Origin of the sequence: Sphingomonas paucimobilis NBRC 13935 (assembly GCF_000739895.2) — a bacterium.
GTDB lineage: Bacteria > Pseudomonadota > Alphaproteobacteria > Sphingomonadales > Sphingomonadaceae > Sphingomonas > Sphingomonas paucimobilis.
Genome location: NZ_BBJS01000051.1, coordinates 23,785 through 44,151, shown reverse-complemented (window position 1 = coordinate 44,151; position 20,367 = coordinate 23,785). Strand labels below are relative to the sequence as shown.

18 protein-coding genes are annotated in these 20,367 nt (G+C 67.0%); 12 read left to right on the top strand and 6 right to left on the bottom strand.

What is annotated here, in order from left to right:
• The first annotated feature begins 22 nt into the window (after window positions 1-22).
• From SP6_RS16175 to SP6_RS16140, 8 genes are all read left to right on the top strand, one after another.
• Window positions 23-994 (top strand): 2-hydroxyacid dehydrogenase, encoded by a 972-nt coding sequence (locus SP6_RS16175; protein WP_007404565.1) that lies wholly within the window; start codon window positions 23-25, stop codon window positions 992-994.
• Window positions 984-1,757, top strand: coding sequence for a hypothetical protein (locus SP6_RS16170; RefSeq protein ID WP_007404645.1), 774 nt, complete (start codon window positions 984-986; stop codon window positions 1,755-1,757). The genes SP6_RS16175 and SP6_RS16170 overlap by 11 nt, the downstream gene beginning before the upstream one ends.
• 263 nt (window positions 1,758-2,020) lie before the next feature.
• Window positions 2,021-3,325, top strand: a complete 1,305-nt coding sequence (fucP, locus tag SP6_RS16165; protein ID WP_007404542.1) for an L-fucose:H+ symporter permease — start codon at window positions 2,021-2,023, stop codon at window positions 3,323-3,325.
• A 1-nt stretch (window position 3,326) separates the two neighbouring features.
• Window positions 3,327-4,058 carry an SDR family oxidoreductase gene (locus tag SP6_RS16160; RefSeq protein WP_007404656.1) on the top strand — a complete coding sequence of 244 codons (732 nt, stop codon included), beginning with the start codon at window positions 3,327-3,329 and terminating at the stop codon, window positions 4,056-4,058.
• Entirely contained in the window at window positions 4,055-4,942 is an 888-nt protein-coding gene (locus tag SP6_RS16155) for an amidohydrolase family protein (protein ID WP_007404544.1), read from the top strand. The genes SP6_RS16160 and SP6_RS16155 overlap by 4 nt, the downstream gene beginning before the upstream one ends.
• Window positions 4,939-5,970, top strand: coding sequence for an aldo/keto reductase (locus SP6_RS16150; RefSeq protein ID WP_007404563.1), 1,032 nt, complete (start codon window positions 4,939-4,941; stop codon window positions 5,968-5,970). Before SP6_RS16155 ends, SP6_RS16150 begins: the two co-directional genes overlap by 4 nt.
• Window positions 5,970-6,269, top strand: coding sequence for a UxaA family hydrolase (locus SP6_RS16145; protein WP_113667662.1), 300 nt, complete (start codon window positions 5,970-5,972; stop codon window positions 6,267-6,269). The genes SP6_RS16150 and SP6_RS16145 overlap by 1 nt, the downstream gene beginning before the upstream one ends.
• A complete protein-coding gene (locus SP6_RS16140; protein WP_007404662.1) occupies window positions 6,266-7,489 on the top strand; it encodes a UxaA family hydrolase in 1,224 nt (407 codons plus the stop codon). Before SP6_RS16145 ends, SP6_RS16140 begins: the two co-directional genes overlap by 4 nt.
• A 258-nt stretch (window positions 7,490-7,747) precedes the next feature.
• Here the strand turns inward: SP6_RS16140 and SP6_RS16135 are convergent, their stop codons facing one another.
• Together SP6_RS16135 and SP6_RS16130 are read right to left on the bottom strand one after the other, a co-directional pair.
• Window positions 7,748-8,872, bottom strand: a complete 1,125-nt coding sequence (locus tag SP6_RS16135) for a mannitol dehydrogenase family protein (protein WP_037568269.1) — start codon at window positions 8,870-8,872, stop codon at window positions 7,748-7,750.
• Window positions 8,869-9,207, bottom strand: coding sequence for an L-rhamnose mutarotase (locus SP6_RS16130; RefSeq protein WP_037568268.1), 339 nt, complete (start codon window positions 9,205-9,207; stop codon window positions 8,869-8,871). Before SP6_RS16130 ends, SP6_RS16135 begins: the two co-directional genes overlap by 4 nt.
• A 136-nt stretch (window positions 9,208-9,343) precedes the next feature.
• Between SP6_RS16130 and SP6_RS16125 the strand changes: the two genes are divergently transcribed.
• Complete coding sequence (locus SP6_RS16125) at window positions 9,344-10,357, top strand: zinc-binding alcohol dehydrogenase family protein (protein ID WP_007404687.1); 1,014 nt, start codon at window positions 9,344-9,346, stop codon at window positions 10,355-10,357.
• Window positions 10,358-10,429: 72 nt separating this feature from the next.
• A complete protein-coding gene (locus SP6_RS16120; RefSeq protein ID WP_007404539.1) occupies window positions 10,430-11,242 on the top strand; it encodes an IclR family transcriptional regulator in 813 nt (270 codons plus the stop codon).
• 4 nt (window positions 11,243-11,246) lie between these two features.
• On the opposite strand, the gene SP6_RS16115 is transcribed toward SP6_RS16120, so the two are convergent.
• On the bottom strand, window positions 11,247-13,745 hold the full coding sequence (locus SP6_RS16115; RefSeq protein WP_007404623.1) for a sulfite reductase flavoprotein subunit alpha: 2,499 nt from the start codon (window positions 13,743-13,745) through the stop codon (window positions 11,247-11,249).
• 110 nt (window positions 13,746-13,855) lie between these two features.
• On the opposite strand from SP6_RS16115, the gene SP6_RS16110 reads away from it, so the two are divergent.
• Window positions 13,856-16,039 (top strand): TonB-dependent receptor, encoded by a 2,184-nt coding sequence (locus SP6_RS16110; protein ID WP_037568267.1) that lies wholly within the window; start codon window positions 13,856-13,858, stop codon window positions 16,037-16,039.
• 40 nt (window positions 16,040-16,079) lie between these two features.
• On the opposite strand, the gene SP6_RS16105 is transcribed toward SP6_RS16110, so the two are convergent.
• The gene (locus SP6_RS16105; RefSeq protein WP_007404612.1) at window positions 16,080-17,039 is read right to left on the bottom strand and encodes a family 43 glycosylhydrolase; all 960 of its coding nucleotides are present in this window, start codon (window positions 17,037-17,039) and stop codon (window positions 16,080-16,082) included.
• A gap of 200 nt (window positions 17,040-17,239) precedes the next feature.
• On the opposite strand from SP6_RS16105, the gene SP6_RS16100 reads away from it, so the two are divergent.
• Window positions 17,240-18,373, top strand: coding sequence for a glycoside hydrolase 5 family protein (locus tag SP6_RS16100; RefSeq protein WP_042469360.1), 1,134 nt, complete (start codon window positions 17,240-17,242; stop codon window positions 18,371-18,373).
• A gap of 4 nt (window positions 18,374-18,377) precedes the next feature.
• Here the strand turns inward: SP6_RS16100 and SP6_RS16095 are convergent, their stop codons facing one another.
• Entirely contained in the window at window positions 18,378-19,088 is a 711-nt protein-coding gene (locus tag SP6_RS16095) for a WecB/TagA/CpsF family glycosyltransferase (RefSeq protein ID WP_037568320.1), read from the bottom strand.
• Window positions 19,088-20,284, bottom strand: a complete 1,197-nt coding sequence (locus SP6_RS16090) for a glycosyltransferase family 2 protein (protein ID WP_007404664.1) — start codon at window positions 20,282-20,284, stop codon at window positions 19,088-19,090. The genes SP6_RS16095 and SP6_RS16090 overlap by 1 nt, the downstream gene beginning before the upstream one ends.
• Between the last annotated feature and the right edge of the window lie 83 nt (window positions 20,285-20,367).

The window sequence follows — 20,367 nt, the reverse complement described above, 5'->3', positions numbered from 1 at the left end:
GGCGAGGGTCGGAGAAACCGGCATGACCGACCGGCCCTCCCTCTATGTGACCCGCCGTTTGCCCGAAGCGGTCGAACGGCATCTGCGCGCGCATTGGGATGTCACGCTCAGCGCCGACGATCGGCCGCCCGAGCCTGCCGAACTGGCAGCGGCGATGGCCCGTTACGACGCCCTGCTGCCGACGATCACCGATCGGATCGACGCGGAACTGCTCGGTCGCCCCGATCGGCGGGTGCGGATCGTCGCCAATTATGGCGCGGGCGTCGATCATATCGATCTCGACGCGGCGCGCGCGGCGGGGGTGGTTGTCACCAACACCCCCGATGTGCTGACCGAGGCGACCGCCGAGATCGCCATTCTCCTGATGCTGATGGCCAGCCGCCGGGCGGGCGAGGGCGAGCGGGAATTGCGCGACGGGCGCTGGACCGGCTGGCGCCCGTCGCATCTGATCGGGCAGGGGCTGGCCGGGCGGACGCTGGGACTGGTCGGGTTCGGCCGGATCGGACAGGCGACCGCCGCCAAAGCGCGTGGGTTGGGCATGCGCATCCGCTATGCCAGCCGCTCGCGCGTCGCGCCCGAGGTCGAGGCAGCGTTGGAGGCGGAGCGGGCCGAGTCGCTGGAGGCGCTGGCCGCGCAGTGCGATATCCTGTCGCTGCATGTGCCGGGCGGCGAGGCGACCCGGCATCTGGTGGGAGCCGAATTGCTGTCGCTGATGCCGCGCCACGCCCTATTGGTGAACACTGCGCGTGGATCCGTGGTCGATGAGGCGGCCTTGGCGGAAGCGCTGGCAGCGGGGCGAATCGCGGGCGTCGGGCTCGACGTCTATGAGCGTGAGCCGGTAGTGCATCCCGGTCTTCTCGCGCATCCGCGCGCGGTGCTGCTCCCGCATCTGGGCAGCGCGACGATCGAGGCGCGGACGGCGATGGGGATGCGTGCGGTCGCCAATCTCGATGCCTTTTTCCGGGGCGAGGCACCGGGGGATCGTGTCGCCTGAAGCTCCCATTGCCGCGCTGGTTGCCCGGCGGCTGGCGCAGCGTCCCGACGGACGGCCTTTGGTGCTGGGGCTGTGCGGCGCGCAGGGGAGCGGCAAGTCGACCATCGCGGCACGGCTGGCACGGCGCTTTCCGCGTAGCGCGATCCTATCGCTCGACGATCTGTATCGCACCCGCGCCGAGCGACTGGATTTGGCGTGCCGGGTGCATCCGCTGTTCGCGACACGCGGCGTGCCGGGGACGCATGACGTGGCGCTGGGCATGGCGACGATCGCGGGCGTGCTGGCGGGTGAGCCGGTCCCGTTGCCACGCTTCGACAAGGCGACCGACGATCGGCGGCCGGCCGAGCAATGGCCACATGCGCCGGCGGATTGCGAATTGCTGATCTTCGAGGGCTGGTGCGTGGGCGCGCGCTCGCAGGACGCCGCCGAACTGGTCGACCCGGTCAACGCGCTGGAGGCCGGCGAAGACGCAGAGGGCATATGGCGACACGCCGTCAATGACGCTTTGGCGCGTGACTATCCCGCGCTGTTCGCGCCCATCGGTATCCTGGCGCTGCTCGTGCCGCCCGACTGGCCGACCGTGCTCCGCTGGCGCACCGAGCAGGAGGCCGGCTTGATGGCGCGGGGCATGGATGAGGCGCAACTTGGCCGTTTCGTTCAGCATTACGAACGGCTGACCCGCCATATCTGGCACAGCATGCCGTCTTATGCCGATCTGACCCTGTATCTCGATGAGGGGCGACAGGTCGTGACAGCGCCATGAGGAGTGGTGGTCCCTTTCTCTCTTGCAACAAGGGGAGGGGGCATGCGGCGCACGGCGGAGGGGTTCTGCCCCGCCATCTCCTCTTGCAGGAAAAGGAGAGCGGACGGACGGCGCAAGACAGGACCAATTCAGCCGATAGCGCTTGCCAATATGCGACATGGCGCCCTATCGTCACGCTCATAAAAGATAGTTTTCATGGAGAAGGAGCGCGGCATGATGGCAGGGACAGCGTTCGACGGCGGCGGAGGACTATCCTGATGCCCATGCATGCCGATATGCCGGTCGGCAGAGCCGGTTCCGATGCGACGGCCGCCGGGGCCGTCGGGGTGCCGCGCCGCTATCTCCCCGCGCTCGTCATCACGGTCAGCCTGTTCTTCCTATGGGGCATGGCCAACAATCTGAACGACATTCTGATCGCGCAGTTTCGCAAGGCTTTCACGCTCAGCGATTTCGAGACCAGCTTCGTCCAGCAGGTCTTCTATCTCGGCTATTTCCTGCTCGCCGTTCCCGCCTCGATGGTGATGCGGCGTTATGGCTATAAGGCCGCCATCGTGCTGGGGCTGATGCTGTACGGTACGGGCGCGCTGCTCTTCTATCCGGCGGCGGCGGCCAGCGTCTATCAGTTGTTCCTGCTCGGCCTGTTCGTGATCGCGGCGGGGCTGGCGTTCCTGGAGACCTCGGCCAATCCTCTGATGGGCGAGCTGGGCGATCCGGCGGGGGCGACGCGCCGGTTGAACTGGGCGCAGGCCGCCAATCCGCTGGGTGCGCTGACCGGCATCCTGGTCGGGCGCTATTTCATCCTGTCGGGCATCGAGCATGACGAGGCCGCGCTGGCGACGATGGACGCCGCCGCACGCAACGCCTTCTACCGCGCCGAGGTGCAGGCGATCGCGCCGCCCTATGTCGTCATCGCCATCGTCGTCCTGCTGTTCGCGCTGGCCGCGGCGCTCGTCGCCTTTCCCGCCAATGCGGCAACCGGGGATGATGAGGGGCGCGAAGGTCGGTTCATCGACGTGTTCCGCCGCCCGCGCCTGATGGCGGCGGTGGTCGCGCAATTCTTCTATGTCGGCGCACAGGTCGGCGTGTGGAGCTATACGATCCGCTATGCCCAGGCCAATGTCGGATTGAACGAACGCGGCGGCGCCGATGCGCTGCTGCTGTCGCTGGCATTGTTCGCCGCCGGACGCTTCTTGGGCAGCGCGTTGATGACGCGGCTGGCGCCGGTCCGCCTGCTGCTGATCTTTGCCAGCGTATCGATCGCGCTGGTCGCCGTCGCCGCGCTGGCGGGCGGTTGGCTGGGACTGATCGCGTTGGTGGCGGCCAGCTTCTTCATGTCGATCCAGTTCCCGACGATCTTCGCGCTGGGGATTGAGGGGCTGGGGCCGCTGCGCCGGGCGGGCGCGTCGCTGATCGTGATGGCGATCATCGGCGGCGCCGGCCTGACCGCGCTGATGGGGCTGGTGTCGGATATGGCCGGGATCACCAATGCGATGCTGGTTCCGGTGATAAGTTTTGCAGTGGTTGCGGGCTTTGCCTGGTGGGCGGGCCGAGGGTTGGAGACGAATTGATATGGGTCGGTTACAGGCGAAGCGGGCGATCGTCACGGGGGCAGGCCAGGGCATCGGCCGCGCCGCCGCCGAACTGTTCGCGGCGGAAGGCGCGGACGTGATCGCCATCGACCGCAATGCCGAGGCGCTGGCGACGCTGAACGGCTGCACGACCGAAGTGCTCGACCTGCTCGACCCGGCCGCTATTGCGGGCTTTGGTGAGCGGACCGGCGCGGTAGACGTGTTGTTCAACTGCGCGGGCTATGTCGATGCGGGGGATTTGCTGGCGACCAAGGACGCGGGCTATCGCCTGTCCTTCGACCTGAACGTCCATGCCATCACCCATATGCTGCAGGCGTTCCTGCCGGCGATGATCGCGCATGGCGGCGGCGCGATCGTCAACATGGCCTCGGTCGCGGGCGCGGTGATCGGCGTCGGCAATCGCTATGCCTATTGCGCGTCCAAGGGCGCGGTGGCGGGGATCACCCGCTCGGTCGCGCTCGATTATGTCGGGCAGGGCATACGATGCAACGCGATCTGCCCCGGCACCGTCCAGTCGCCCAGCCTGGACGAGCGGCTGGCCGCCACCGGCGATGCGGAGGCGGCGCGTGCCGCCTTCGTCGCGCGCCAGCCCATGGGCCGGCTGGGCCGCACCGAGGAGATCGCGCAGCTTGCCCTGTACCTCGCCTCCGACGAGAGCGCCTATACGACCGGGCAGATGCACGTCATCGACGGCGGCTGGACGATGGCGTGAACCAAAGCCGCCCGCCCTTTGTCGACGCGCATTTCCACCTGTGGGACCGACAGGTGCTGCGCTATCCGTGGCTCGACGCTGCGGAGACGGCGCTGATCGCCCAGAGCTATCGCATCGCGGATTATCGCCGCGAACTGGCGAACTGGAACCTTGTCGGCGCGGTGCATGTCGATGCGGGCGCGCATGCCGACGAAGGGCGGGACGAGACGCAGTGGCTGAACAGCGTCGCCGAGGCCGATGGCCTGCCGAGCGCGATCGTCGCGCGGGTGGCGTTGGAGCGGCCCGATGTCGAGGCGGAACTGGCCTGGCAGGCGGGCCATGCGCGGGTGAGGGGCATCCGCCACCTGATCAACTGGCATCCGCATGACGCGTCGCGCCGGGCCTATCCGCGCGACCTGACCCGCGATCCCGACTGGCGGCGTGGCTATGCCCTGCTCGGACGGCATGGGTTGAGCTTCGATTTTCACGGCTTTCCGTCGCAATTGGCGGGGCTGGCGGAGGTCGCCGGACGGCATCCGGAGGTGTCGGTGGTACTCAACCATCTGGCGCTGCCGATCCCGGCCGATGGGCTGGCGGAATGGCGGGCCGGGCTTGCCGCCTTTGCCGCCATGCCGCATGCCGCGATCAAGCTGTCGGGCGCGGGTTTCGTCCATAGCCCCTTCGACCCCGCGCATTTCGCCGACATCGTCACCGAGGTGATCGCGCGGTTCGGCACCGACCGGGTCATGATCGCGACGAACTTTCCGACCGACCGGCTGGCCGCCGATCTCGACCGGACGCTGGGCGCTTATGAGGATTTGCTGACCGCCTTTTCTGAGGAGGAGCGGCGGGATTTGTGGGGGCGTAACGCCAACCGCTTTTACCGACTGGATTTGGATCTATGACCGGCATTCCCCGCCGAAAGCTGGGATCGACCGGCTGCGCGCTTCCCGAATTGGGGTTCGGTGCGGCGGCGATGGGCAATCTCTATGCGGCGATCGACGACACCCAGGCCGCCGCCACGATCGACGCCGCACTGGCTGCGGGCCTGCGCTATGTCGACACCGCGCCGCATTATGGCCGGGGCCTGAGCGAACGCCGCGTCGGCGATGCCTTGCGCGGTTTGAGCGACGTGATCGTCTCGACCAAGGTCGGGCGGCTGGTGGAGCCCGATGCGACCATCACCGACGACCGCGAGCGCGACGGCTTCCACACCGCGATGCCCTTTCGCATGCGCTATGATTACAGCCATGACGGTATCTTGCGCAGCCATGAGCACAGCCTTCAGCGGTTGGGGCTGGCGCGCATCGACCTGCTGTTCGTCCATGACATCGGCCGGGTCACGCATGGCGAGGCGGATGCGCAATACCGCGCTCAGCTGATCCAGGGCGGCGGGCTGAAGGCGCTGGAGCGGCTGCGCGACGAAGGGGCGATCGCCGGCTTCGGGCTGGGCGTCAACGAAGTCGATGTCTGCCTGGACCTGATGGAGGAGGCGCGCTTCGACGTCATTCTGCTTGCCGGGCGCTATACGCTCTTGGAGCAGGGGCCGCTCGACCGGTTCTTCCCTGCGTGCGAGCAGGCTGGCACCGCAGTCGTGATCGGCGGCCCTTATAATAGCGGCGTCCTGGCGACGGGCAGCGCGGCGGCGGCCATGCCGCGCTATAATTATGCGCCGGCGCCCAATGACGTGCTCGACAGGGTGCGAGCCCTGGAGTCGGTAGCGGAGCGGCACGGCGTTTCGCTGGCGGCGGCGGCCCTGGCCTTCGTTCTGGCGCATCCGCAGGTGGCGAGCGTCATTCCCGGTCTCGCCAACCCTCAGCAGGTCGCCGACACGATCGGGCTTTATCGCGAGCCGATCCCCCAGGAATTTTGGAACGAATTGCGGCACGCGGGGCTGGTCCGCCCCGATGCGCCCTTGCCAGGAGTAGCATGATGAGCGTCGCGGCGATCCGGTTGACTCCGGCGGACAATGTCGCGGTCTGTTGCCGCACGGTGGAGCCGGGCGAGCGGATCATCGTTGATGGCTATGAACTGGCGATCACCGAGCGTGTGGCGCTGGGCCATAAATTGGCGGTCATGCCCTTGGGGGCGGGCGACAAGGTCATTAAATATGGCATGCCGATCGGGTCGATGACGCATGATGCGCCGGCCGGCGGCTGGGTTCACATGCACAATATGCAAAGCGACTATATCCCCGCGCATCTGCGCGACGCGCACGGAGACCATGCATGACCACGGGCATGACCGAACGGACCTGGCAGGCCTGGGCACGGCCCGACGGGCGCAAGGGCATTCGCGATGCGATCGTCGTCGTCTATCTGGTCGAATGCGCGCATCATGTCGCGCGGCGGATCGTCGACAAGATGGACGACCCGCGCGTGCAGTTGATCGGTTTTCCCGGCTGCTACCCCAATGACTATGCGCTGGCGATGATGAAGGCGCTGACCACCCATCCCAATGTCGGCGGGGTGGTCCTGCTGTCGCTGGGGTGCGAGAGCTTCAATCGCGAGGCGCTGGCGGCGAACGCGCGGGAGCAGGGTCGGCCGGTCGAGACGATCGTGATCCAGCAATCGGGCGGCACGCGCGGCGCGATGGAGGCGGGGATCGCCGCCGTCGAGCGCGTCCGTGCGGCGGCGGACGCGCAAGCGGTGCGCGTGCCGATGACCATGTCCGAACTGGTGATCGGCACCATCTGTGGCGGGTCGGATGGGACGAGCGGCATCACCGGCAATCCGGCGGTCGGCCGCGCCTTCGATACGCTGGTCGATGCAGGCGCGGTCTGCATCTTCGAGGAAACCGGCGAGATGATCGGGTGCGAGGGCCATATGGCCGAGCGGGCCGCGACGCCGGAGGTCGCGGATGCATTGATCGCCTCGGTCGCGCAGGCGGAGCGCTACTACCGCGCGATGGGCTATGGCAGCTTCGCGCCCGGCAATGCCGAAGGCGGCCTGTCGAGCCAGGAGGAGAAATCAGCGGGCGCCTATGCCAAGTCGGGCAGTCGGGCGATCTCGGGCGTGATCCTGCCCGCCGAACAGGCGCCGGGGCCGGGGCTATATTTGCTGGACGTGGTGCCACCGGGCGACCCGAAGTTCGGCTTCCCCAACATCGTCGACAATGCCGAGATCGGCGAGCTGATCGCCTGCGGCGCGCATATCAATCTGTTCGTGACCGGACGCGGCTCGGTCGTCGGATCGGCCATTTCACCGGTCATCAAGGTCGCCGCCAACCCGGAAATGTATGCCCGGATGGAGGGCGACATGGACGTCAATGCCGGCCGCATCCTCTATGGCGATGCAACGCTGGATGCTGTGGGTGAGGAGATCGTCGACCTGATCGTCGCGGTGTCGAACGGGGCCGAAACCAAGTCCGAGGCGCTGGGGCATCAGGAATTCGTCCTGACCTATAAGGCGTCCGGTTCCAACGGCCCGTCCTGCCTGCCCCGCGCGGCATGATACCGATCGTCCGTTCGCGCTGAGCGAAGTCGAAGCGCACCCCCTGAGCATGGGGAACGTGCTTCGCGTGGCCTTCGACTTCGCTCAGGCTGAACGAAGGGTGGCTGTAGCTTCACGATGCATTGATCACCGCCTTGGCGAAGGCCGGGGCCCAGTTGCCAGAAACGTCGCGGTGCAGGGCGTGCGAGAGTAGAAATCGCCGCCTGCTATCAACCCCCGTTTCGAGACTGGACCCCAGCCTTCGCCGAGGTGGTGACATTAGGAGCGTTGGGGCAACGGACCGGCCAAAGCCCGCAGGTCCGGCATCGCCACATCCTGTCCGGACCCATCGACCCAGCGGATGAACCCGCTCACCCGCTTGTCCAGCTTGGCCTCATGCCCTTGGAAAATATCCGCCAGCCGGTGATCCAGAAACGGATTGGCGAAGCGCTCCAACGTGGTCGCGACATAAGCCCGGGCCTCTTCCGCCAGCCCATGCGCGGCAAAGCCGGGGACGACCTCCTCCGCCATCAGTCGCTCCAGCGCAGCGCGCATATCCGGGTCGGCCAGTGCCGCCCGCACCGTCTGTCCCTCGGGTGCGCCATGGGCCTGCCACCGGGCCGCCAGCCAGCTATGCCCCAGGTTGAGGATATGGAGCTTCAACCGCTCATAACGTTCCAGATCATCGGTCAGGACGATGTGGGGATGGGTGAAGGGCAGGCCCAACCCCTCCTGCCGCTCGATCGCCCAAAGCGCATAGGGTTCGGCAATCGCGCCGGCGGGGTAGAGCGGCTCGCTGACGATCCGGTCGACCAGCGTATTGGCCCAGACACAGTCCGTCTCCAGCCAACGAAGGAAATCGCTCTCCCGGCCCTGATCGGCGGCCAGCCCGGTGATCCGCGACCGCAGCGTGTCGCCATTGCGCGCCACCAGTTCGCAAGGAAGGAGCGTCACCGGTGCGCCATCGGTCGACCACCGGTGATGGAGCAGCGCGGTCAGCATGCCGCAAAAGCTGGCCGGCGTGGCGTCCTTATGCCGGTCGACCTCGGGAATGTCGTAGCCGCTATCGCCGGTATTGGAGACGATATGGCTCACGTGTTCCGCCAGCTGCAGCAGGCGGGGCCAGTCGGTGGCGGCGCTCAGCCCCTCTCGGACGCTACGCACTTGGACACGGCGTTCCTCGCGCGCGCCTTCCTTCAGGCCGCGCAGGAGGATCGGAAACCCCGCCGGATCGGCAAAGCCCGCCAGCCGCTTGGCGCGTTCGGGATCGCGCGTGGTCTGCACGATGACGATCGGCAGGACGGTCTGTCCGGCGGCGCGGGCTTCCTCGGCGAACAGGTCGACATGCGCCTGGAGAAAACGGCTGGTCCCAAATTGCAGGATCACGGCCGGGTGCGATGTCATTGGTCGTCCAGCGAATAGATGCACTTCATCGCCACCCATTTCTCGCCCGGCGCGGCATGGGGAAGGGGCTTTTGGAAGCGATCCATCGCGGCTTCCCATCGGGCATCGGTCGCCGCCAGATCGGAGGGGATGGCGCGGGGCCAGTCTTCCGCAACCTCGGCGATCATGAACAGCCGATCGCCGGTCCGCCAAATTTCCATAGCCTCAAAGCCCTTGGCGCGGATCGCGTCGGTCACGTCGGGCCAGACGGCACCAGCGGCATGGGCTCGTTCGTAATCCGCGATCAGATCGGCATCCGCGATCAGATCCAGCGCAAAGCACACACGTCGGGCCATGGGGCCTCCTCTCTCTGATTGTCAGGCCCCGGTCGGCTGGCAGCCTTCTATCTGGGCAGCCTAGCTCTCCACCTCTGGCGCTTCAATGGCATATATGAGAGCATGGTTGCGTATAGAAATTCGGAGAGGGACGGGAATGAAGGCGCTGGTCTGTGTGCAGCCTTTGGAGATCATGGTCGAGGATCGCCCCGCGCCCATGCGGCAGGACGGGCAGGTGCTGTTGCGGATGCGGCGGGCGGGGATATGCGGGACGGACTATCATATCTACGCGGGCAAGCACCCGTTTCTGCAATATCCCCGGCTGATTGGCCATGAACTGGCGGGCGAGGTGATCGAAGCGCCCGAGGGATCGATGCTGGCTATCGGCCAGGTCGTGACGGTCAATCCCTATATCGCCTGCGGGACCTGTCGCGCCTGCCGCCGGGGCAAGCCCAATTGCTGCGCGCGGATCAGCGTGCTGGGCGTGCACGGCGACGGCGGCATGTGCGAGTATCTGGCGGTGCCCGAAAGCGCGGTGGTCGATGCGCAGGGCCTGTCGCTCGATCAGGCGGCGATGGTCGAGTTTCTGGCGATCGGCGCGCATGCCGTCCGCCGCTCGGCGCTGGCGCGAGGAGAGACGGTGGTCGTCATCGGGGCCGGTCCCATCGGTGTGGGCGTCGCCCTGTTCGCACGGATCGCCGGCGCGGCGCGGGTGGTGCTGGTCGATACGCGTGCTCCGCGCCTGGCCTATGCCGCCCGGCATTTCGGCTTTGACGAAGGGGTGGTGGCGGATGGCGATGTGCCTGCGACCCTCTCGGCGATGACCGATGGCGAGATGTTCGACCATGTCTTCGACGCGACGGGCAATATCCATGCGATGCGCGCCGGGCTCGATTATGTCGCGCATGGCGGCAGCTATACGCTGGTCGGTGTGTGCAAGGAGGACCTCGTCTTCGCCGATCCCGAATTCCACAAGCGTGAGACGACCCTGATCGCCAGTCGCAACGCGCTGTCGATCGATTTCGACCATGTCATCGCCAGCATCCGCAGCGGCGCCATCCCGACCGATGCGATCCGCACCCATCAACTGACGCTCGACGAAGCGCCGACCCGGATGCCCGAACTGATCGCCGAGGCCGACAGCGTCCTGAAGGCGATCGTGACGATCTGAGCATGAGCCCGTTCCCCGCGCGCTTGCCGAGCCCTGTGCCGCGGCCTAAGCCTTGGACCATGGGGAAATGGCATGACGCGTGAGGGGGCCAAGGCGGTCGAGGGGCGGGTTCGCAAGGGCAGCTATGCCGCGCCCGCGCTCGACAAGGCGTTCCAGATCATCGAGCTTCTCGCCGACCATCCCGAAGGGCTGCTGGTCAGCGAGATGGCGGTGGCGCTGGGTCGCTCGCTGGGCGAGCTGTTCCGTATCGTCGTCGTGATGGAGGAGGCGCGCTATCTGGAAAAGTCGCCCGCCGACGACCGGTACCGGGTAACGTACAAATTCCTCGACATCGCTTACCGCGCGACGCCCGCGCGGCGGCTGACCGCGGCGGCCTTGCCCGAAATGCAGGCGCTAGCGCTGACCGCCGGGCAATCCTGTCACCTGGTGGTGATCGAGGGGAGCGCGGGGCTGGTCATCGCGCGCGAGGAAAATCCCGGCACGCGCGGTTTCGCGCTGCGCATGGGGGCCTCGATCGATATCGTGAACAGTTGCTCGGGCAAGGTGCTGCTGGCCTTTTCGGGTGCGACCCAGGTCACGCGCATCATCGACCGGCTGGAACTGGTGCATGGGCGGCCAGTGGGTCGCGCGCGCCTGAGCGAAGAACTCGACCGGGTCCGCGCGCAGGGCTTCGAGCTGCGCGAAAGCCCGATCACGCGTGGCGTGACCGATATCAGCTATCCGGTCTTCGGCTTTGGCGGCGAATTCATGGCGGCGCTGACCATCCCCTTTCTGGAAACGATCGACGGCTCGCAATCGGTGACGATCCCGGAGGCGCGCGCGCTGCTGGCGGAAACGACGGCGCGCATCTCTGCGCATCTGGGCCATCGGCCGGGCGAGGCCTGACGCGTCAATAGATGTCGCGGCGATAGCGGCCGGCCGCCGCCATCTCCTCCAGCCGGTCGTCACCCAATATGGCGGCCAGCATATGGTGAACGTCGCCGGCCATGCCCTTCAGGCTGCCGCAGACGTAAAGGATCGCGCCCGCCGCGACGGCCTCGCGGATCGTATCGGCGGCCGTCGCCACCGCGTCCTGCACATAGCGCGGACCGGCGCCTAGGCGGGACCAGGCGGTCGCGCCGCCCGCCAGCACCCGTGACTGCGCATAGGCAAGGCGTTCGGCCGCGTGATAATCGTCATGATCCGGGTGTCGCTCGCCCCAATAGAGCCAGGCCGCGCCGCCGCCGGTCGCCGCCCGCTGGCGCAGATGGCCGAGCAGCCCGGCCAGCCCGGTGCCATTGCCGATCAACACGATCGGCGTCGACGCGTCGTCGGGGGAGTGGAAGGCGGGATTGGCATGGACCCGGCCGCCAATGACCGATCCCAGCGGTGCGCCTTCGCACAACCAGCCCGATCCGAGGCCCGGCAATCCGTCGGGAGCCTCGCAAAGCCGTACGATCAGCGCGGCTCGCCCCGTCACGCCGAGCGAGGCGATAGAATATTCGCGGTGGGCCAGCGGCCGCAGCGTATCCGGATCGAAGCCCGGCCCCGCATCACTGGGCAGGATCGATGTTCGCAACCGCTCGCGCAGCGCAGCCGTATCGGCCAGGCCCGTCGCGCGCAGGAAGGCGGTGACGCGCCGTTCGTCCTGCTGCGGCAATATCTCTAGGATATCGCCCGCCGCCCAATCGGCACCGGCATCGACCGGTTCCAGCACGACATGCCAGGTCGGCCCGCCGCTGCTGCCGGGATTGAGGAGCAGCCGCTCGACCAGCCGCCAGTCGCGCATCGGCGCCGGCGCCCAGTCGGGCTGATCGGTGCGCCCGCCCAGGCTGGCCAATTGCTGCTGCCACAGCCGCTGGGCATCGGCATCGTCGCCATCAACCTCGATCGCGTCGAACAGCCGCTCGGCGCCGCCCGCATGCAGCCAGCGATCGATCTGATGGCCGAAGGCACAGAAATCGTCATATTCTCGGTCGCCCAACGCCAGCACGGCATAGCGCAGACCGGGCAGGGCGGGGGGCTCGGACGCCATCACGCGGGCAAAGCCGCGCGCGCTGTCGGGCGGCTCGCCCTCGCCATAGGTGCTGGCGACGACGAACAGCCGGCGCGCCTGAGCCAGACGCTCGTGGTCGAGATCGGTGATGGGAACGGCGGCGGCGTCGGGTAGCACCTGCGCGGTCAGCCGCGCGATGCGCTCCGCCGTGCCGGTCTGGCTGGCATAGGCGACCAGCGTCGTCGCACCTGCGACGGGGGCCGGTGGCACCTCGGCCAGAACCTGTCCCAATGCAGCCTTGCGCCGTCGCCGCGCGAAATAGAGGAGGAAGCCGGTGATGGTGAACAGCGGCATGGTCAGGCTGGCCAGCGCCATCAGGACACGCCCAGCAATGCCGAAATAGGCGCCGCGATGGATTTCATACACGCTGGTCAGAATGTCTTCGTTCAACTGACGGGCATCGTAGCGCTGTTCGGTGATGACCCGGCCGGTGGTGCCGTCGATGGTCATTTCATCGGATACGCGGTCATGCCGGCCGCCGGGTAGCTTCGCGCGAAACTGCACTGCGCCGTCACGGACGCTCGCGGTCACTTGCTCATAGGATTTGCCGGCGGTCGCCTTGGTGAAACTGGCCCAGGCGAGTGGAAGGTTCGCGGGTCCGCTATCCTTGCTCTTGGGCCCATGCGCCGCTGCCCGCTCGGCCCCTAGCAGATATTGAACGCCGTCGCGGTACCAGCCATAGGACCACCACAGCCCCGTGCTGGCGCTGATCAGGTAGAAGATCAGCACCCAACCGCCGATCACCGCATGGAGCGCGCGGTAGAGGTTACGACCGGTCTTGCGCAGGTCGAGCACCAGCCAGTTGCGCCAGTCGAGCGGACGACGCGGCCAGCGCAGATAGAGGCCCGACAGCGCGAAGAAGATCAGGGACAGCGCGGCGAACCCCGTGAGCTGGCGCCCGATGCCATTGCCCCGGCCGGGCAAGGCGAGCCAGCGGTGGAGATTCTCGACCGTCTCGAAAAAGCCCTCGCCGCGCGCTTCCTCCAGCATCCGGCCGTTCGCCGGATCGACGAAGCGACGTTGGCGGCCGCGCTCCTTTTCCTTCTTCTTACCCTTCTCGCCAGTGTCGACGGTGTAGGTCACGGTGGCGGCATGATGGGGATCGCTATCGACGATCAGCCGCACGATGCGAATATTGGGCACCTGCGCGGTGATCCGTTCGATCAACACCGGCGCGGGCAAAGGCGGGGTGCGGGCTGGCGTGACGGTGACCACGCCCGGATTGATCGCCCGCAGGATTTCGCCCTCGAAGCTGATCAGCGCACCCGTCACGCCCATGACGGCCAGTACCAATCCGGCCGTGATGCCCAGGAACCAGTGAAGCTGAAACAGGATGTTCCGCGTCGATAGCACCAGTTTGTGAGCCTTGTTATTGATAATCACTTGCGTTATCCGGCCGCGCGACCAAGGTCAATGGTTACGGGGGTAGAATGACGAAGCGGGTGGGTGGCCTATCGCGGGCCATGGTTCGGGCGGGGTGGCTGAGCGGGACCGTTCTGGGGCTGGCCGCCGTGTCGCCGGCGGCGCTGGCGCAGGATGCCGATCCGGCCGACGCGGCGGACAAGGAGGTCGTCGTCACCGCCGCGCGCACCGTCCTGCCGCCCAATGCCCTGCCGCTGACGATCGATATCATCGACAAGGCCGCGCTCGATCAGCAGATCGCGATTTCGGGCAGCGTGACCGATGCCGTCGCCGTACTGACGCCCAGTTTTTCACCGACGCGCGGCAAATTGTCCGGCGCGGGCGAGACCTTGCGCGGCCGCTCGCCGCTCTATGCGATCAACGGCATCCCGCAATCGACGCCGCTCCGCGATGGCAGCCGGGATGGCTTCACCATCGACGGCTTCTTCATCGACCGGGTCGAGCTGATCTATGGATCCAATGCGTTGCAGGGCGTCGGCGGCACGGGCGGCATCGTCAACCAGGTGACGGTCGGCCCGCCCCGGACCGGGGGATGGTCGGGCCGCACGCTGGTGCAGGGCACGGCCGCGGATGGTTTCGAGTCCGACTCACTCGGCGGCAAGGTCGCCGGACTGGTGCAATATAAGGCGGGCATTTTCGACGCGACCGTCGGCGCCTCCTATGAACGGCGCGGTGTCTTTTATGATGCGCAGGACCGGCGCATCGGCATCAACCTGACCCAGGGCGAGACCCAGGATTCGCGCGCCTATGACCTGTTCGCGCGGCTGGGGGCACAGCTACACGACAGCGGGCGGCTCGACCTGATCCTCAACCGTTTCCAACTGGATGGCGAGGGGCGGTTCCTGCCGCTGGCGGGCAATCGCCGCACCGGCTTGCCGACCAGCGCGGTGCGGGGGAATCCGCCCGGCACGCCGGCCGCCAACCATGCCGAGGCGGCATCGCTATCTTATACCGACAGCGATGTGGCGGGCGGCAATCTGGTCGCGCAGCTCTTCTTCAACCGCACCTATGACACGTTCGGCGGCGAGCCCAATCCGATCGCGACCTTCCAGGACCCCGCGATCGCGCCCGTCGGCAAGTTGTTCGACCAGTCGGAGAACCGTTCCCGCAAATGGGGTGCGCGGGCCAGCTATGAACGCGCGGTGCCGGGGTTCGAAGCGCTGGTCGCGACGATCGGCTTCGATGCGCTGTGGGACAAGTCCGAACAGCGGCTGATCGCCACCAATCGCGTCTGGGTGCCGCCCGCCGATTTCCAGAGCCTGGCGCCCTTTGCCCAAGCCAATCTGAAGCTGTTCGATGGCGGGCTGCGCCTGGCGGGCGGCGTGCGGTGGGAGAATGTGAAGGTCCGCATCAACGACTATCACACGCTGGCCTCCACCACCTATGACGGCCGCAATCCGGCGACCTATGGCGGGATCAGCGTCAAGGGCGGCGAGCCCGGCTTTAATCGGGCGCTGCTCAACGGCGGCGTGATCGTCGAGCCGGTGGCGGGCATCCGCGCCTATGCCAGTTATGCCGAGGGGTTCACCATGGCCGATATCGGCCGCATCACCCGCGCGGTCGGCACGCCCGGCACCGACCTCAGCAATTTCCGCGCGATCGACCCGGTCATCTCCAACAATCGCGAGATCGGCGTGGAGGTGAAGCGCGGGCCGCTGGACGCCGGCGCGACCTATTTCTGGTCGAGCAGCAACAATGGCCAGGTGCTGCTGGCGCTCGGTAACGGCATCTTCCAGGTACAGCGCCAGCGGGTGGAGATTCAGGGATTGGAGCTCAATCTGGGGATGCGCATGCCGATCGAGGGGCTGCGCCTGTCGACCGGCTATGCCCATCTGATCGGCCGCTATGATAGCGATACGCGCGCCCCGGACGGCATCGTCGATACCGATCTGGACGGCACCAATATCTCGCCCGACCGGATGAACGTCGCCGCCGATTTCGCCTCGGGGCCGGTCACGGCGCGGGTGCAGACGCAGATGTATTTCGCGCGCAGCTTCCACGGCAAGGCCAAGCCCGATCCGCGCAATAACTTCGGCGGTTATACGGTGACCGATGCGATGGTCCGCTATCAGACGCGGATCGGCGGCTTTTACCTGAGCGCGCAGAACATCTTCGATCGCTATTATATCGACTATAACAGCGACACGCGGCTGCCCGACGATAATTTCGCCTTCTTCGCGGGGCGTGGGCGGACCTTTACGCTGGGCTGGGATCAGCGTTGGTGAGCAGCTATTCCTCCCCTCCCTGGGGAGGATAGGGCTATCATTATTTTAGGGTTGGAGCATCGGCGTCTGTCATGCGGATCGGGCGGATCGTACCGTCCTTGCCATAGGTGAGCCGATCGATCGCCACCTGACGTTCGCCCTGAAACGGCGCGGGGCCGGGGCGGCGTTCCCAGCGGTGGTAGACGATCAGCCATTGGCCGCTCGGCATCTGGACGAAGCTGTGATGTCCCGGCCCCTGATGCCGGGCGTCGCTGGTCAGGATCGCACCGCGATAGCGCCACGGGCCGGTGGGCGAGGGGGCGGTGGCGTAATGGACCGAATAATCGGGGCCGTTCCATCGGCCATGGCTGTAGGAGAGATAATAGACGCCATTGCGTTCGTGCATGAACGCGCCTTCGGTGAATTGCGGCGGCTGATCGACGTTCACTTCGCGGGCGATGGTCACCATATCGGGGTTGAGTTCCCAGACGCGCAAGCGTGCGCCCGCGCTGCCACCGGCATAGAGATAGGTCCGGCCGCTGCGCGGGTCGGTGAAGGCCATCGGATCGATCGCCTCGAACCCCTTCCCGCCGGTGACGAGCGGTCGGCCGCTGTCGCGATATGGTCCCTCCGGCCGGTCGGCGACCGCGACCCCGATTCTGCTGGGCGTCGGATTCTGTGGGCCGACCGAATAATAGAGATACCATTTGCCATTACGCGTCGCGACGCCGGGGGCCCAGAGGAAATGCGCGGGCGCGCCGTCATCCTGGACCCAGCCGATCTGATCGCGGCGGATCAGCTCGCCGCGTGGCCGCCAGGTCTTCAGGTCGCGCGACGAAAAGGCGCCGAACCGATCCGCCTCCCAGCTTCCCCCCGGTCCGCCGGTCGGAAAGACCCATAGCTCGTCGCCGATCACCACGGCATGCGGGTCGGCACCTTGGAATTGCGGATTTTTCGCGATGCCCGACGCGGCGACAGCTAGGCCCAGCCCGGCGGCAATGATGGCATGAAGCGTCTTCAACCTGTCCTCCCCATGGTTCCGGCCGCTCGTTGCTTTCGTCCGACATGATGTCGGGTCGTGGCCGGATACCGTGATCTCAGTCCGCATATTAGTCAGATAAAATGCTGTAACAATGCCGGAAATCCGCTTAGCTTCCCGCCCAATGATCTTGGCACATCGGGCGGACGATCCGTGATGCCGGGCCTATCGGGAGAGGATGGATGAGGATCGCATTACTGTTGGGGGCCGCCGTCGCGACCCTGTTTGCCGCTGACCTGGCCGAAGCACGCCCACGCTGGACGGAGGCGCAGGCCAAGGCCTGGTATGCGGAGCAGCCCTGGCTGGTGGGCGCGAATTACACCCCCGCCTCGGCGATCAACCAGCTGGAGATGTGGCAGGCCGCGACCTGGGACCCCAAGCGGATCGATTATGAATTGGGCCTGGCGCAGGGCATCGGCATGAACACGATGCGCGTCTTCCTCCACGATCAGCTCTGGGCGCAGAACCCGGAGGGGTTCCGGCAGCGGATCGACGCGTTCCTGACCATGGCAAAGGCGCATGGCATCCGCCCACTCTTCGTCCTGTTCGACAGTTGCTGGGACCCCGATCCCCGGCTGGGGCCGCAACATCCGCCGATCCCCGGCGTGCATAATTCGGGCTGGGTGCAGGGGCCGGGCATGGCGGGCCTGCGCGACCGGGCCGGCTGGCCGCGCTACCGTGCCTATGTCCAGGGGGTGATCGGCGCGTTCAAGGACGATCCGCGCATTCTGGGCTGGGATGTGTGGAACGAGCCCGATAACGGCGCCGACCAATATAAGGGGCAGGAGGGCAAGGAGCCGCTGGTCCGCGCGCTTCTGGCACAGGTGTTCGACTGGGCACGCGCTGCCGATCCCTCGCAACCGCTGACTTCGGGCGTATGGCAGGGCGAGGACTGGACGCCGGGCGGGCGCACTTCGCCGATGGAGAAGCTGCAACTCGGCCAGTCGGACGTGATCTCGTTCCACGACTATAGCTGGCCCGAGACGTTCGAGCGGCGGGTGCGCCAGTTGCTGCCCTATAACCGGCCGATCCTGTGCACCGAATATATGGCACGGGGGAACGGATCGACCTTCGACGGGTCGCTACCGATCGGCAAACGCCATAATGTCGCGATGATGAACTGGGGTTTCGTCGACGGGAAGACGCAGACGCGGCTGCCCTGGGATAGCTGGAAAAAGACCTATGTGCTGGAGGAACCGACCATCTGGTTCCATGAGGTCTTTCGCGCCGATGGCACGCCGTATCGCCCGGCCGAGGTCGCGCTGATCCGAAGCCTTTCCGCCGCGCCCAAGGGAGTCGTGCCGGCCCTGCCTTGATGGATCAGCGCATCAGCAGGCGGATGATCTGCGGCCCCTCGACCAGATAGCGCCGCCATAGTCGCCCCGGATTGCTGGCCAGTCGGTGCAGCCATTCCAGGTTGCAGGCGCGGACCCAGCGCGGGGCGCGGGTCTGGCGGCCGGTCAGAAAGTCGATCGACGCCCCGACGCACCAGGCGACGCCGGGCGCCTGGCGCAGCGCGCCGACGGCTTGCGCGAAGCGCTCCTGCTTGGGCGAGCCCAGGCAGACGAGCAGGATATCCCAAGGCGCGGCGGCGGCGTGCGTGACGCAGGTCTGCCACTCGGCCGAGCCCGGCGTCATGATCGCGGGTGAGGGGATGTGGTGGAGCGTCACGGTCGGATAGCGATCGACCAGCGCCCGCCAGTCGTCGGCGCTCGGTCCGACGATCGCGATACGCTGGCCCGCGCCGCCGCGATTCATCAGGTCGGCGACCAGATCGGAACCGGGATAGCAGTCGAGCGCGACGCCCTTGGCCTTGGCCATCAGGGTCAGGACCTTGCTGTCGCATAGATGGATCGCCGCGCCGTCATACAGGGCGCGGACCTCGGCATCGCGCGCGGCCCGATTGACCAGATCGACATTGGGCGTGACGACATAGCCGAAGGGCGCCTGCGCCATGCCGACCATCCGGTCGAACAGCGCCTCGCGGCTGCCCCGTTCGAAGCGGAAGCCCAGGAAGTCGGTGGTCGTCATCATTCGCGCCCCTTCATTTCCGCGCCGCGCTCGGTGCGGACCCAACCCTGTTGCGGAGCGCGGAGGATGCGCCGGTAAAAGCCGAGCTTGGCCAGCACGGCGAGCGGCAGTCGCGCAAGGTCGGTCACACTGAGCAGGTCACGGCCATAGCGATGCCAGGCCAGCCCGATCGCGCCGATCATCAGCACCAGTTGGATGATCCCCACCACCAGCGGCAGCGCATGGCCGGACACCAGCGCCCAAAGGGCGGCGATGAGGAGCATCGCCCCCTGCGCGGCGATCAACAGGCTGAGCGGCGGGATGGCGAGGTCCAGCGCCAGCGCGAGCACGCGCGGGTCTCCGCGTCGCAGCGCGGTACAGGCCAGCCGCAGGACATAGCGGCGCATGATCGATAGATAGCCGCCTTCCCAGCGCGCGCGCTGTGCCTCGGCCGCTTCGCGCGTGGCGGGCAGGGGGCTGGTGATGCGCGCCTCTGGACAAAATAGCGGCGCGGCGCCGTCCAGCGTCAGGTCGACCGCGAGCAACAGATCCTCGACGATCTCGCCCGACCCCAGCTCGACACGCGACAGCAGCGCCGTCGGAAAGGCCATGCCGCTGCCCGTCAGCACGCAAGGCACGCCCAGGCGCAGACCGCCGAGCAGGCGGACATAATTCTTCACGCGGACGGCAAAGGCGCTGAACCGGCTGGCGAGCGATCCGCCGGGGGCGGTCTCCAACCGATAATCGCCCTGCACCGGGCGTCCCTCGCGCGCGGCCTTGGCGGCCAGTTGGTAGAGGGCGTTTGGCGACAACAGGCAATCGGCATCGACGATGATCGTCACCGGATTGGCCCAGCGCGCCGCCTGCGCCAGTCCATGCGCCAGCGCATAGCCCTTGCCCCGCCGCACTGGATCGCGCCGCTCGGTAAAATCGGCACCGTGCGCGGCGGCAATCACGGCGGTGTCGTCGGTGCAATTGTCGGCGATCACCAGCATATGGTCGCCCCCCCGCAACTGTGCCGCGATCGACCGCAGCGTCGGGGCGATCACGCCCGCTTCGTCATGCGCTGGGATCAGGACGGTGAAGGCGGGGGCATCGCCCGGCGGCGTGAGCAAGGGACGACGCAGCCCCCACAGGATTTCCGCCGCGAACAGCAGGACCGCCGGCATGAAGGCCAGAAACCCCAAGAGCAGCAGCGCATCGCCCAGCATCGTCATTACCGTCCCCCTGACCGCCGTGCCCTACCCATGCACCGCTCGCGCGAACAGAAGCGATGATCGGCCGACCGTCCCAAAGTCTG

What these genes read in the sequence shown, in the direction of transcription:
- SP6_RS16175 (WP_007404565.1), top strand. Translation starts at nt 23, where the DNA reads ATGACCGACCGGCCCTCCCTCTATGTGACCCGCCGTTTGCCCGAAGCG.
- fucP (WP_007404542.1), top strand. Translation starts at nt 2,021, where the DNA reads ATGCATGCCGATATGCCGGTCGGCAGAGCCGGTTCCGATGCGACGGCC.
- SP6_RS16160 (WP_007404656.1), top strand. Translation starts at nt 3,327, where the DNA reads ATGGGTCGGTTACAGGCGAAGCGGGCGATCGTCACGGGGGCAGGCCAG.
- SP6_RS16150 (WP_007404563.1), top strand. Translation starts at nt 4,939, where the DNA reads ATGACCGGCATTCCCCGCCGAAAGCTGGGATCGACCGGCTGCGCGCTT.
- SP6_RS16145 (WP_113667662.1), top strand. Translation starts at nt 5,970, where the DNA reads ATGAGCGTCGCGGCGATCCGGTTGACTCCGGCGGACAATGTCGCGGTC.
- SP6_RS16140 (WP_007404662.1), top strand. Translation starts at nt 6,266, where the DNA reads ATGACCACGGGCATGACCGAACGGACCTGGCAGGCCTGGGCACGGCCC.
- SP6_RS16135 (WP_037568269.1), bottom strand. Translation starts at nt 8,872, where the DNA reads ATGACATCGCACCCGGCCGTGATCCTGCAATTTGGGACCAGCCGTTTT.
- SP6_RS16130 (WP_037568268.1), bottom strand. Translation starts at nt 9,207, where the DNA reads ATGGCCCGACGTGTGTGCTTTGCGCTGGATCTGATCGCGGATGCCGAT.
- SP6_RS16125 (WP_007404687.1), top strand. Translation starts at nt 9,344, where the DNA reads ATGAAGGCGCTGGTCTGTGTGCAGCCTTTGGAGATCATGGTCGAGGAT.
- SP6_RS16120 (WP_007404539.1), top strand. Translation starts at nt 10,430, where the DNA reads ATGACGCGTGAGGGGGCCAAGGCGGTCGAGGGGCGGGTTCGCAAGGGC.
- SP6_RS16110 (WP_037568267.1), top strand. Translation starts at nt 13,856, where the DNA reads ATGGTTCGGGCGGGGTGGCTGAGCGGGACCGTTCTGGGGCTGGCCGCC.
- SP6_RS16100 (WP_042469360.1), top strand. Translation starts at nt 17,240, where the DNA reads ATGAGGATCGCATTACTGTTGGGGGCCGCCGTCGCGACCCTGTTTGCC.
- SP6_RS16095 (WP_037568320.1), bottom strand. Translation starts at nt 19,088, where the DNA reads ATGACGACCACCGACTTCCTGGGCTTCCGCTTCGAACGGGGCAGCCGC.
- SP6_RS16090 (WP_007404664.1), bottom strand. Translation starts at nt 20,284, where the DNA reads ATGACGATGCTGGGCGATGCGCTGCTGCTCTTGGGGTTTCTGGCCTTC.